General features: G+C 44.0%; 11 protein-coding genes. 2 read left to right on the top strand and 9 right to left on the bottom strand.

Going from position 1 to position 12,900, the window contains the following annotated elements; genetic code table 11:
* Window positions 1-204 precede the first annotated feature (204 nt).
* A complete protein-coding gene (locus tag P5683_RS18265; protein WP_193520932.1) occupies window positions 205-2,835 on the bottom strand; it encodes a DNA topoisomerase (ATP-hydrolyzing) subunit A in 2,631 nt (876 codons plus the stop codon).
* A 285-nt stretch (window positions 2,836-3,120) separates the two neighbouring features.
* Between P5683_RS18265 and P5683_RS18260 the strand changes: the two genes are divergently transcribed.
* A complete protein-coding gene (locus P5683_RS18260; protein WP_006618172.1) occupies window positions 3,121-3,519 on the top strand; it encodes a response regulator in 399 nt (132 codons plus the stop codon).
* A gap of 11 nt (window positions 3,520-3,530) precedes the next feature.
* Here P5683_RS18260 and P5683_RS18255 read toward each other — a convergent pair whose 3' ends face one another.
* The 6 genes from P5683_RS18255 to P5683_RS18230 all read right to left on the bottom strand — a co-directional run bounded on the left by P5683_RS18255 (window position 3,531) and on the right by P5683_RS18230 (window position 10,226).
* A complete protein-coding gene (locus P5683_RS18255) occupies window positions 3,531-4,433 on the bottom strand; it encodes a tetratricopeptide repeat protein (protein ID WP_006624347.1) in 903 nt (300 codons plus the stop codon).
* Window positions 4,434-4,470: 37 nt separating this feature from the next.
* A complete protein-coding gene (locus P5683_RS18250; RefSeq protein ID WP_006624348.1) occupies window positions 4,471-5,883 on the bottom strand; it encodes a sensor histidine kinase in 1,413 nt (470 codons plus the stop codon).
* Between the two features lie 82 nt (window positions 5,884-5,965).
* Window positions 5,966-6,502, bottom strand: a complete 537-nt coding sequence (locus P5683_RS18245) for a pentapeptide repeat-containing protein (RefSeq protein ID WP_233497605.1) — start codon at window positions 6,500-6,502, stop codon at window positions 5,966-5,968.
* 113 nt (window positions 6,503-6,615) lie between these two features.
* A complete protein-coding gene (locus tag P5683_RS18240; protein WP_006624350.1) occupies window positions 6,616-7,038 on the bottom strand; it encodes a hypothetical protein in 423 nt (140 codons plus the stop codon).
* A gap of 118 nt (window positions 7,039-7,156) precedes the next feature.
* Window positions 7,157-8,857 carry a CTP synthase gene (locus tag P5683_RS18235; RefSeq protein ID WP_035760109.1) on the bottom strand — a complete coding sequence of 567 codons (1,701 nt, stop codon included), beginning with the start codon at window positions 8,855-8,857 and terminating at the stop codon, window positions 7,157-7,159.
* Between the two features lie 193 nt (window positions 8,858-9,050).
* The gene (locus tag P5683_RS18230; protein WP_315641952.1) at window positions 9,051-10,226 is read right to left on the bottom strand and encodes an FAD-binding oxidoreductase; all 1,176 of its coding nucleotides are present in this window, start codon (window positions 10,224-10,226) and stop codon (window positions 9,051-9,053) included.
* A gap of 78 nt (window positions 10,227-10,304) precedes the next feature.
* On the opposite strand from P5683_RS18230, the gene P5683_RS18225 reads away from it, so the two are divergent.
* Window positions 10,305-10,454 (top strand): hypothetical protein, encoded by a 150-nt coding sequence (locus tag P5683_RS18225; protein WP_006624353.1) that lies wholly within the window; start codon window positions 10,305-10,307, stop codon window positions 10,452-10,454.
* Between the two features lie 251 nt (window positions 10,455-10,705).
* On the opposite strand, the gene P5683_RS18220 is transcribed toward P5683_RS18225, so the two are convergent.
* Both P5683_RS18220 and P5683_RS18215 read right to left on the bottom strand, forming a co-directional pair.
* Entirely contained in the window at window positions 10,706-11,926 is a 1,221-nt protein-coding gene (locus P5683_RS18220; RefSeq protein WP_315640853.1) for an AAA family ATPase, read from the bottom strand.
* Between the two features lie 325 nt (window positions 11,927-12,251).
* Window positions 12,252-12,815 (bottom strand): hypothetical protein, encoded by a 564-nt coding sequence (locus P5683_RS18215; protein ID WP_006624355.1) that lies wholly within the window; start codon window positions 12,813-12,815, stop codon window positions 12,252-12,254.
* Between the last annotated feature and the right edge of the window lie 85 nt (window positions 12,816-12,900).

Genomic DNA, 12,900 nt, shown 5'->3' with positions numbered 1-12,900 from the left:
TTATGACGGAAAAAGCGATCGCCCTTTGTGGCTCGGGTGAAACCCAACAGGGAGAGGAGAGATATGACGGAAAAAGCGATCGCTCTTTGTGGCTTGGGTGAAACCCAACAGGGAGAGATATGACGGAAAAAGCGATCGCCCTTTGTGGCTCGGGTGAAACCCAACAGGGAGAGATATGACAGAAAAAGCGATCGCTCTCAGTGATTAACCCTCCATTGTTGTACGGTAAATGGGGCTAACCACCGACAAAATGCGTTCCCCAGAATTCAATTCCACCATGCGATCGCCATAACCATCCTTACCCCAAACCGGAACCACATCAGGAACTAAAGTTACCATACGATTTTCACTGGTTAAACAATAGACAACCTCACCGGGACTAATCGCCGCCAACCCCCGACAAGCATCATCACGGGTGTGAAACTGTAACATTTGAGTACCAATTCCCCCTCGACGGGAACGTTGGAGACTTTGTAGAGAAATCCGTTTAAAATACCCTTGTTCTGACACCAACAGAATAAACTGGTTGTTTAACTCACCCGTTGATGACAGCGTAATACAGCCCACCAACTGTTCATTTTTTCGGAGTCGGGTAGCCACAGAACCCTGAGCGGTTCTTCCCATGACCGGGATCTGCTCAGAATTAATATCCAAACGCAACAGCCGCCCTCCAGAGGTAGCTAAAACCACTTGATCGCCTGTAGCAGCCAGATTAGCATAACTCAACTCATCATTATCTTTGAGTTTCATTACCGTAATCCCCCTAGCACTCAAATCCATGAAATCAGTCCCGGAGAAGCGCTTAATCTTCCCCTCTGCTGATAGCATGATTAAATCAGTCTCTGGGGAAAAAGCACTCTTGGGGGAGGTTCCGCCATCAGTTGTCCGTCTTAGGGGAGAGCTTTGTAAACCCGCCCCCGCAAATGCAGCTACAATCAAATCTTGAGGGCGACTACTGGCATCTTTGGTGGCGGAGGGAGATAATAAGGTGATTAAAGGTACACCACGGGACTTCTGAGACACACTGGGGATATCAGCCACGCTCAAGGGGTAAGCCTTACCCATGCGGTTAATAATCACCAGGGTTTCCGCTGTGGTAGTTAGATAAGAAGCTACGGGAAAATCATCGATCGCCTCAATCGTAATATCCTCACGGGACTGGGGACGAGACAGGGCGCTGGGAGTCACTCGTCGCACATATCCTTTTAGGGTCATTTCGACCAAAGTCTCTTCTACAGCCGGTAATTGGGGGCGTAAAATCTTGGATTTCGTAGGTTTTGAGGGGGGATGCACCTCCTGAGAGGAGGGGACAGACACGGAGGGAGATTCCTGGGGTTCTGAAGAAACAATGCGAGTGCGACGTGGGTCTGAATATCGACGTTTGAGCGATCGCAATTCCTTTTTGAGGGATTTTAATAACTCCGCGCGCTCTGATAATAAAAGGCGCAGGCGATCGATTTGCGCCGCCAACTCCGCCGCTTCCTGCTGCAACTTTTGCCCTTCCAACTGCGTCAATCGTCTGAGGGGCATAGCTAGAATTGTATCGGCTTGCTCGCCAGTCAGATCTAAACGAGTTTCTAGGGATATTTTAGCCGAAGTACCATCGGGAGCATTTCGCAAAATCTCGATCACCTCATCCAAAGCTGCTAAAGCCTTGAGTAAGCCTCCCACCATCAAAGCGCGACGTTCCGCTATCTGTAACTCGGATCTATAGCGACGCAGGAGAGTTTGTTCACGAAACCCTAGAAATTCCTGGAGGATTTGTTTAAGGCTCAGTTGTCGAGGTTGACTGTTGACCAAAGCCAGGAAAATCGCCCCAAATTTCGACATCAAATCCGTGTGCTGATAGAGATTATGCAGCACCACTTCTGGGGTGGCTTCCCGTTTCAGTTCGATTACCACTCTAATCCCTTCGCGATCGCTTTCGTCTCGGATATCAGAAATCCCCTCCAATTTACCCGCATTCACCAAAACCGCCACCTTTTCAATCCATCCGGCTTTGTTGACCTGAAAAGGTAATTCCGTCACCACAATCGCATTTTTAGTGCGTTTACGACCCGCCGTTGGTACCTGCTCAATTTTCGCGACCCCCCGCATGACAATACTACCTCGCCCTGATGTGTAGGCTTCTGTAATCCCTGCTGTAGCCACAATTTCCCCCCCAGTGGGAAAGTCCGGTCCCGGAATGAGTTGCATTAACTTCTGATCGGAAAGGTCGGGATGATCAATCAAAGCGATTAAGCCATCGACTACCTCCCCTAAATTGTGGGGAGGAATATTAGTCGCCATACCTACTGCGATACCAGAGCTACCATTGAGGATTAAAAACGGTAGTTGCGCCGGGAGAACTGTGGGTTCTTGTTGGGAATTGTCAAAGTTACTCGTAAAATCAACCGTCGCTTCTCCTACCTGGGTAAGCAGTCCCTCATTACCAATAGCAGCTAACCGGGTCTCTGTATACCTCATGGCGGCGGGAGGGTCGTTATCTACCGAACCAAAGTTACCGTGACCCGCCAATAACGGATAACGACTAGAAAACTCTTGCACTAACCGCACTAGAGCATCATATACCGACTGGTCGCCGTGGGGGTGGTATTTTCCTAATACGTCCCCAACTACCCGCGCACACTTACGATAAGGGCGATCGGGTGTTAGCCCTAGTTCGTGCATGGCATATAATATGCGACGGTGTACTGGTTTTAAGCCGTCTCGGACATCTGGTAGCGCTCGCCCCACAATTACACTCATGGCGTATTCGAGGTACGATTGCTGCATTTCATTGGTTAATGATGTGGGTATCACTTCCCCGCAAAGAAAATTTAACTGTTTAGCCATGAGTTGGATCGATTTTAGGGTTTAGCAATTTTAATATTTGAGAAACTCTAGGGATTTCAACACCTGAGTTAAGGACGATTTCGGAGCCTACTATTTTAGGTTAACTGCAATGTTGCCCCGTTTTGACCAAAATTTTCAGATTCAATTGCCGATGGAATCAGGTTCAAGTTGCTGTTTTGTGCTCATAATGATATCAGACGGGGATTTTTTGGGTTCGCCCAATACTATCAACCTCGTGTTATGATTGCACATCGTAACTGGAGAGTATGTCCAGCGGAGACTCTGATGAAGACCGTTCTGATTGTAGAAGACGATCCGGTTAATGCCCGCGTTTTTGCCAAAATTTTGAGCAAACGAGGGGGATTAGCGGTTAAGCACACTGAAAACGTAGACGAAGTAATGCAGATAGCTCGCACTAAAGAGGCTGACCTGATTTTGATGGATGTGTCATTGGCTCGCAGTGTGTATCTGGGTAAAGCAGTCGATGGGATTAAAATTACCCAGTTGCTCAAGGCTGATCCAGATACAGCTAAGTTACCAATTATTCTAGTGACCGCCCACGCTATGGCGGGCGATCGCGAAGATTTTTTGGCGGAAAGTGGCGCTGACGACTATATTTCCAAACCTGTCATTGATCATCAAGAATTTGTCAATAAAATTAAGTCCCTACTCCCCAAGGATTAGCTATGCTATCCTTAGAGTCGGCTGATGGTTTGCTGCATCCGAGGTGTGGAAAAAAAAGTCCGAGCATCCTCCATGAGGCGATCGCCCCAGAGATTTTCTCGGAGAAATTCAAGCTCTGCATAACGACTATCTAGTTGCAGGGCTTGTTCTCCCAAGGTTAAAGCCCTTTCTGTGTCGCCCTGTCGATAAAGGGCTACTGCAATGGCTAACAATGGCTCGGCGGCGGTTTCATCAATGGCAAAAGCCTCTTCCCAACGCTGCACTGCTGAATCGGTTTTACCGAGTTCGTATTCCACTAAACCAATATTATTAATTGCTGGCCAGAGGAGTCTTTCCAGGTTATAGGCTTCTTTGTATTTGGCGATCGCTTCGTCGAATTTTCCCAGTTGAAAATAGGCATTACCTAAATCAAACAAGGCTCCGGGAACGTTAGGATTGATTCTTAAACCCTGTTCGATTTCCTCCACAGACCTCTGATACTCTCCTTTGCGAAAGTAAGCATCCCCTAAGACAAACCTAATTGCTGGGTTGTCAGGGGCTAAGGCTTGGGCTCTGTTTAGGGCTTCGATTCCGGCTTCTATGCGATCAACCTGGACGTAAAGGCTACCTAATAAAGCCCAGGTTTGATAGTTTTTGGGTGCTAATTGGGTCGCTAATTCAGCCCTGGGTAGGGCGAGTTGGTATTGCTGAAATCGCGTGAGTTGGGCGGCTTCTTCAATTAAACCATCTCCGGTTTGTTGTAAATGTTCTGAGTCTACTTGCAGAGTGTAAGGTAATAGGGCTTGGGCGAATGCTGCTTGGCGCACACCCGCCAGACTTAACCACAGGGGGAGGGTCAGTAGTAACCCCCCTAATTGCCTCATTAGGCGGAAATGGCGACTTGTGAAATGGCTAAAAATTGATGTCCAGAGCATGATGGTTACAGGTGATCAAAGGGGGTTTAATTTAGATTTAGGTTAGGGGGAGCCAAATTTCAAATTCTGTGCCTACACCCAGTTGCGATCGCAGATTTAGCTTGCCTCCGTGTTTGGCGGTGACAATTTGATAGCTTAACCCTAAACTGGTTTCTTTGTCAGCGCGACGATGAGCCGAGAATGACTCCAGGATTTTTTTCAACTGCGACGATGACATCCCCAGACCATTATCACTTATTTTAATTAAAACCCAGGACTCCTGATTTGACTCCCCCCTGGGGGTATCTCCTTGGTCGTCTGTCATGGCACTAACCTTGATGGTAATTTCAATTCGGGGGCGATCGCTTCTTTGAACCCGATGCACTGGCCCAAACTCTTCTACCCAGTCCTGTCTCACCGCCCGATCAATCAGAGCGCTAACCGCATTGGTGAGAATATTCATAAACACCTGATTTAACTGTCCAATATAGCAGGAAATCGGCGGAACTTGACCGTAGTGCCTAATAATTTCGATTTCCCCTTTGATTTGGCTTTGGATTAACAAGACAATACCATCCAAAGACCCCTGCAAATCTGCTGGCTTGGGGTGGACATTATCAATATGGCAGAAGTTCTGTAAGCTGGTGGCTAATCGATTTAGGCGATCGGCCCCTCCACTAATACTAGCAACTACTCGCGGTAAATCCGATCGCACAAAGTCTAAGTCTATCTCCTCCTGTTTAGCTTCAATCTCTGGCGGCACTTGGGGAAAATGCTTCTCATAAGCTGATAATAACTCCATTAACCCTTGGGCGTATTCGTTTAAATGGGTAAGATTACCCCAAATAAATCCCACCGGATCTAAGATTTCGTGGGCGACACCATCTACCAAGCGCCCTAGGTTACTCATTTTTTCACTCTGAATCATTTGGATCTGGGTGCGTTCATAACGCACTTGGGTTTCAATACCTCTAATTTGCCAATGGGCAATATTGAGATCGTCAATATTTAAAATAGAATAGGGGATGGCTGGATTTCCTCGATGAGCTACAACAATTGGTTCGGCAATTAGTTCTGGCGATCGCCTTCTAGCATAGCGCGCCGCTTCTAAAATCGTCATCGTTTCCGGTAAAACCAGCATCGGGAAACCCCCATAGCTATAACAAACTCCCAAGGGTTGACTTGACAACATTTCCCCCCCTTGAGGTCGGATGAAAAACTCTAATAATTGTCGTCGGGAAAGTAGCCCCACTAATTGGGGTTCCTCCGATTCTATGTCTTCCCAAATTAATACCCCAGGTAGTAAAGCGTGACGCTGAAATTGTCGGACTACTTCTGACACCAGGCTATCTGATTTGAGCCCAAAATGATAAGTGGGTAAATCCCCTAAAGTGGCTTCCCAGTCTAGGTCTGGGCTATTTCCCTCTAACAGCCGGGGAAAGGATAAGTAAGTTTTAAATGGCTCTGACACTGGATACTATGGCGATCGGAATTTTGACGCTCATTTGATTATAAATTATTCCGAGCCTTGGTCAGATGAAATCTGACTATCTTTACATAAACCCATTGGGACCAATAGTGCGATCGCATTGTTCAGGAGATAGATTAACTCCCTTAGCCCGAAACAGGTTACAACCAATAAATATAGCCTTTTCTATCTGGGCTCCTTCCAGGTTAGCACCCTGTAGGTCAACATTGACTAGATAAGCATCTTGTAAATCCGCATTATACAAGTCCGCCGCTTGTAAATTGACATCAGACAATTGAGCCCTCTGTAAGTTACTATAGCGCAGATTAGCTCGATAAAAATTACTATGGGATAGGCAAGCATCAGATAAATTACCCTCCTTCAGCTTCACATCCCCAAATTCACTCTCAATAATCTCTGTATTGCTCAAATTAGCATAACTTAAATTAGCATAGGGCATATATACTTTAATTAATCGACTTGCTAGCAGTTGAATATTTCGCAAATCTACCTCAAATAAATTTGCTCTCACTATTTCAATCTTTACAAAATCTCGTTGACCATTAACATAATTTCGCCATAAATCCTGATCAGTTAACTTCTGCATTTTGGAATTATTCAAGATATCATTTCTTTTCAGGAATCTTTCCCCGAAAAGTCGATTGCCGTTTTACACTGTAGGACACCTATACACCAAAACCGATAAGTTTTAATCTTTTTTTTATAGTTAGCGATTTATGGCATTGAATAGCCGGTAGTTTTATAAATATAATCTTGAATTCTTTGATAAGTACCCGGGTTGCTGTGGCGATTAATCACTACCTGTTCACGGGTATTCGCCAACCAAAATACAATCCGCTGAGTACCATCACAGCTAAATACTTGGATACGACTCAAATCAATTATATATTCATTGCGGTCATAATTAAACTTAATCCAAAACCCTGTTTCTGGACTTTCTGCTGTTTGTGTTTTGATGTAATCGAGAATAATTTGATAGGTTTCTGGGTGAGTTTTTGGATTAATTACAATAGGATAGTTACCGTCTTTTAACCAAAAGGTTAGGCGATGATTTAAGCCAAAACAAAATGCACCGATGCTATGGAGATCGATAATATAGGTTTCTCTTTCATATATCAATTTAATCCAGTGCGCCACAAGATTACCTCAAATCTGTGATTCTTGCCATAATTAGTCTTAGGAAAAATGCAGCATTATAGATTACCAAAATCCAGCCCCAACCAACTGATAAAATTCAATTGGTGGGCGGTAATTGCTAGGACTTATCAGCGGAATTATTGACTACCGCCGGAGGTTTACTTTCTGACCCCAAGGTGGTTGTCTTGTCTTTCTTTAATAAATGACAAGCGGCTTGAATTAACCCTTTGAACAGGGGGTGGGGAGTATTAGGTCGAGATTGAAACTCAGGATGGAATTGGGTAGCAATGAAAAATGGATGCTCGGGAAATTCAATAATTTCTACCAAGCGACCATCTGGAGATGTACCACTGATCATATAACCGGTTTCCAAAAATAGACTTCGATAGGCATTATTAAACTCATACCGATGTCGGTGGCGTTCATAAACCACTTCCTGATCGTACAGTTTGGAGGCGAGGGTATCAGGCTTTAACCTACAAGGATATAACCCTAAACGCATAGTTCCACCAAGATCGACAACATCCTGCTGTTCTGGTAATAAGTTAATTACCGGGTTAGGGGTGTTGGGATCAAATTCGGCACTATCTGCGTTTGCTAGTCCCGCACAATAACGCGCCCATTCGATAATAGAACATTGCATCCCTAAGCATAGACCTAAAAACGGGATTTGATGTTCTCTGGCATAACGAATCGCCGCAATTTTACCATCAATTCCCCTGACCCCAAATCCCCCCGGTACAATAATACCGTGAACTTCTTTCAGGGCTGATTGTACATCATCAGTTTGTAGGTCTTCTGAATTTACCCATCTGAGATTGACTTCGGTTCCCACATCAATTGCTGCATGGCGCACGGCTTCTACTACGGATAGGTAAGCATCGCTTAACTGGATGTATTTACCGACGATCGCAATTTCCACGGGGGTGGGTTCCATAGTCGCCAATCCACCCCTTTGGGTATGATAGAGGCGATCGACAAGAGTTTGCCAAGAACTCAGATCTGGCTGTCGCTGTTCTAATTGTAGAAGTTCCAAGGTTTGCTGGGCGAGTCCTTCTTTTTCCAAAATTAGGGGTACTTCGTAAATGCTATCAGCATCTTGGGCTGTAATCACACTCTCTACCTCTACATCGCAAAACTCGGAGATCTTCTCTTTTATCCCCATAGGTAAAGGGCGATCGCATCTACAAACCAGAATATCTGGTTGAATACCAATTGATCGCAATTCCTTGACCGAATGTTGAGTCGGCTTAGTTTTCATCTCCCCCGCCGCACTAATAAAAGGCATTAAGGTAACATGGAGATAGACCACATTTTTTCGGCCCACATCTTTCCGAAATTGTCGGATCGCCTCCAAAAAGGGTAAAGACTCGATATCCCCCACGGTTCCACCCACCTCTGTAATTACCACATCTGAATGAGTATTCTGGGCTACCCTATGGATACGTTCCTTACACTCATTGGTAATATGGGGGATCACCTGGACTGTTCCCCCTTGATAGTCTCCCCGTCTCTCTTTATTGATTACAGCTTGATAAATCGCCCCCGCTGTCACACTATTGAGCCGGGACATAGAAGTGTCAGTAAATCTTTCATAATGTCCCAAGTCTAAATCAGTTTCTGCCCCATCTTGGGTAACAAACACCTCCCCATGCTGAAACGGACTCATAGTTCCCGGATCGACGTTAATATAGGGATCTAACTTGAGGATGGAGACCGAATAGTTACGGGATTTTAGCAAACGCCCTAAACTCGCGGCCACAATTCCCTTACCGATACTGGAGACGACCCCACCTGTAATAAAAACAAACTTAGCCATAAAAATGATCCAACGCTCACCCATTGGGACTACACTTATTCTGCCATAAAACTGAACCCTTGCTAGTTAAATCTTGACACTGAACACTTAATTTTTGTTAATGTTCGTTAATGTGTTTCCCTCTGGGCTAGACCAAAGCATCCTCCCGGCTACATTTGTTGACAGCCATTAAACCCCATTAGTATCACGATATTTAAACATATAATCTACTGGGAGATAATTGCTCAAATATAGAATCGGCTTTTCCAGCTAGATACTCCCCATAGCGCTGGGCTAAGGGTGGCACAAATACCAAGGGATTACTAAAGCCTGAAAATATATGGATTCCTGACCAATTCGGCACCGCACCTATCAGGGGTAAACCATCCCCGCTAAAGGCGACTAAACAGTGATGCCAAGTGGCTGGCAAATCGGCTAAACTCGGTAAAATTTTGGCGATCGCCTCTCGGATAGTTGCCTCACTTTCCGCCTGATTAATCACCGCGTTGGGATTACTCAAAGTTCGCGAAGGTTGCCCGATTCTCAAACGACCATCTAACAATTGTACAGCACTAGGGTCTATAATAAATGGTGCTAATTCCTGATAGGGGTCATCCCACAACTCTTCTAGTTCCGGCTGAGTAGCGATCGCTTCCAGCCTAAATCTGGGCATAGTCGCCGACATCACTACAGTTCTCAATTTTGGCGGCAATTTATCGGTTTCTAAAACCTCCGTATGCGTAAAGTGTATTTTTACTTTAATTCCCGCTGCTTTTAACAGTTCCCTACTCATACCACCCGCACAAACCACCACATTAGCAGCCGATAAATTTTCCCCATCTGCAATCACACCAGTTATCCGATTTCCCACTCTGATTAAATCAGAAACTATGCCAATTTTGACAGTTCCCCCTAACCGTTGGAAACCATGTATATATCCCTGGTTTAGAGCCTCTGGTAAAATGTGACCATGGCGCACCGTAAACGCACCAGCTATTTCTTCCGGGTTTAGTAGGGGTTCTAATTCGCAAGCGGTTTGAGTATCCACCCACCTAGGAGGAGTCACAAAGGGGGGATAATTAGCGGCTATAGCTTCCGGGTGAGTATCTATGGGGACTGTTAACACCAGATCGACTTCCCGCAACTGTGTATCAACCTCTAACTCCTCTGATAAAACCTGATGGCGTTTCCGTCCCTGTTGACACAATTCATAGGTTAAATCATTATAACCCCCCCAATAAGCTAGTCCCCCATAACTGTAGCGCGTAGCATTTTCTGGGGTCGGAAACTGATCTATTAACATCACGGAAAATCCGGTTTTGGCTAATTCATAGCCGAGGGAAGCACCAGCAATTCCCGCACCAACTACAATCCAATCAAAAGTTTTCATGGTCTAATTTTTATATGGATTACCTAACATTTTCCCATAAATAGCGATCGCACTACTATATTATTCATACCCACCCCAATGGTTCAGGAAAGGGTCAACCCCATAGTTACTATAGGCGATCGCTCCAGTGTCAGACCCCCTAAACCTATCACCTTACCCAATAACTTGGAAAGTGGCTATTCTGTTACTCATCCTGATGAGAATCGATATAAGCAAGCAACCATTTAGCTTCATCGAAATCTTCCATGATAGTTTTTAAGTCTAGTAATCCGATTAATTTATAAACATCAACAGCTTATGAACAGTTAAAATCGCCTTATTTTGTGCTTTAACTACTTCTATATAAATCGTAATATATATCATGTCTCACCGCCTTCATTTCATGATTTGTCTGAATTTTGGGTATATTACAGACATGAATGGATGGCTATGATTGGCTAACTCTATGTAATTCAAATTTATGTATATCAACGGAATATCTACCATCTTTTACCGCCTATAAGACCTTGCAGCCATGCTTGACCGACCAGAAAATTATCAAGCCAGTCCTCAAACTCATCTGATGACTTAAAATTTACCTCTGTCTCATTTTTCTGGTTTTTTTTAAATATTAATACATCCTCAATATCGAATGAATTTAGCAGCAATGGTGAATGAGTCTTTACGATTATTTGCGTATTTTTCGATGCTTGCTTGAGTGCATCTGTGATGGTATTAATCATGTCGGGATGAAGATTTGTTTCCGGCTCATCAATACAGACTAAGTTACCTCGTTCAGGGTTAAATAATATGGATAATAGCAAAAGATAGCGGAGGGTTCCATCTGAGATATGTTCCATAGAAACTGACTTAGCCAGATAATCTTCACGAAGGACTAAGTATAATTTAGAACCCAAAAAATTAAAATTGATGTCTTTAAAATGTGGGTTAATTTTCTTGATGGCTTGCTCGATTTCAGCATACCAGAGAGAATTGTTATTTCTGATGTTGTTAATAATCGTCATCAGGTTTTGTCCATCATGGGACAATTTTCTTTCAGTACCATAGCTGGAAGGTTGTCTGATGACACTTTCAAAGGTGGTATCAAAATAATAATAGACAGCTACCTCTTCTAAAGCTCTTTTTAAGGTGAAAATAGGATAAAATCTCTCCGGGTCTGAAATCTGACTTAAAACGGGTTCTGTGGATTTAAAATTGACCTGTTGACTTTCTTGGGGATATCTCTGAAAACCCACTTTTCCTTCTTCCCGAGTGGAAATAACTCCCTGGGCATTATTCATGTCCATGAAGATAAAATCATCTTGATCATCACTTCGGCAATATAGCTTTTCTTTCAAGTAATATGAAGTTGACCCCGCTTTAAAGATTGTGAGTTCGTAAATGGGATTAGTTTTAAATTGGAATCCTCTTCTATTGTGATTTTGGTGAATTGCATCTTTGCTAAATTCAAAGCCGAGTTTTATATAGTCTTTGGTGTCCTCATTAAAATTGGCCACGGCATCAAAGCCACTCCACTTTTTTAAAAAAGTCTTTTCCAATCCATTCCCGGCAATAATCTCATACAGTAAAGCGATCGCCTTTAACAAGTTGGATTTGCCACTACCATTAATACCTAGGAGAATATTCACACCAGGATTCAGCTTGATGGTTGTGGGTTTTCGGAAACTAAAAAAGTTTTCTAAGGTAATTTCTGACAGCATTCTTATGGATTTTTCTTTGATATGGTCTGTGTCTGTCTAAGTTATACAGCTTGTTCACCAGTCGCTTAATACATTGCCCTCACCCTAAATCTGGATCCCAGAAAGGGAGAGGGACTTTGAGAGGTGATCAGATGATTTCTGAACAGGCTGTAACTTGGATTATACTATAAAGATGCTTGATTTCGGTCTGGGGACTGTTTCTGGCTGCTGTCTTTTCATTCTTCCACACTTCTCCTCTTGATAGTCAGACAAGTTTGCGCCCCAACTAGGCTGGGGGTGAATGGCGACTATGGGGACTACAATCCTATCCATTTATGGGTAAAAATTAAGGCGGCGATATGGGTTCATATAAGATGGTTTTTCCTCGCCTTTGACCAGAATCTTGCCATCCCCGTTTATGTAGTTCTCCTAGGCGGTTTAAAGTGGTAATATATGGGGCGGAAACTCCCAAAATTTGCGCTAATTCTTTGCCGGTTTTTAAGCGAGAATCAACTTCTTTAGGTGATGGTTGGCGTGATGATGGTGGCGAGGGTTTTGATAACTTATTTGATAACTTACCAGCCGGGGATGCTGGCGGCGGTGGTGCAGAAGCGCGATCGCTCGCTTTTGAGTCTATATAATTCGGCAATATGTCCCGAATTTGGGGTTCCAGATTTTGTTGCAAATAATCTTCAATAATTTGTTTGATATCGAGATCCATTCTCCCATCTGAACCAGAGGAAAAGGCGATCGCTACCTGATGATCCAGAGGTGCCAGATAAATTTTGATTAACCCAACTAACACCTGTTCAGGGGACATTTGATAGGTCGCACAACGTTGCTGGAAATCCTGCCATAGCTTAGGATTAACCCTCAAATTAATCGAAACTTCATGGTTTGAGACAACCACAGAATTTACCCTATTGTAATAGCCTTTCTCATTATATAGCACAAGACAGAACACTTAGGACGTATAATGGAGAGGACGAGATGAC

The organism is Limnospira sp. PMC 1279.21, from assembly GCF_032349615.1.
In the GTDB taxonomy this organism is placed as follows: Bacteria; Cyanobacteriota; Cyanobacteriia; order Cyanobacteriales; family Microcoleaceae; genus Limnospira; species Limnospira fusiformis.
The sequence above is the reverse complement of the archived record's forward strand: the minus strand, read 5'-3'. Positions and strand labels throughout refer to the sequence as shown.